The 564-nt window shown below is 57.1% G+C and carries 2 pseudogenes; both read right to left on the bottom strand.

The features are described 5' to 3' along the window. Positions 1–235, bottom strand: a pseudogene (locus EN862_RS36635) (ABC transporter permease); the annotation flags it as partial. 19 nt (positions 236–254) lie between these two features. Then, a pseudogene (locus EN862_RS36640) lies at positions 255–564 on the bottom strand (MmgE/PrpD family protein); the annotation flags it as partial.

Genomic DNA, 564 nt, shown 5'->3' on the forward strand with positions numbered 1-564 from the left:
TCTGGCGGACCACCTCTACGCCGGCATACATAACGACTGTCAACGCGATCAGCAGACTTGAAACGGCAGCGATTGTAGGCGTGATCTCTTCCCGAATTCCCGACCACATCTTTATCGGTAAGGTGGTGGTATCCGGCCCGCTCACGAAGAGTGACAGCACCAACTCATCGGCAGATCCGTTGCGGAAATTGAAGCTGGAAACCTGCAAGCCATGCCCATGAAATTTCGCCCGCACAGCAAGTACCTGCCCCTTCCTAGCTCAGGAGAATCGCGGCGTCATCTTCGGCATATCGCCTGCCCCGTCGAGAGAGAGCAGCCAGAAGAGGCCCAAGGCCTGCTGCTTCGAGGTTGCCTATTGCCGAGAGGATCTCGTCCTGCCACCGCGGGTGAACGTTCTCTCTGCTGAGGCCCTTGAATTTCTCCCAAATCTGATCGGCCGATAAAGGGCGCAGGACATCCCCAAGTGGGTGTCGTACAATCATTTCTTCCGGCCCTTTCCCTTGATCCATGACAACGCGGGCTGGCGTTTCGGCTGGAAACGCCGAAGCGAAATCGGAGGACGCT

Source organism: Mesorhizobium sp. M2E.F.Ca.ET.219.01.1.1, assembly GCF_004016445.2.
GTDB lineage: Bacteria > Pseudomonadota > Alphaproteobacteria > Rhizobiales > Rhizobiaceae > Mesorhizobium.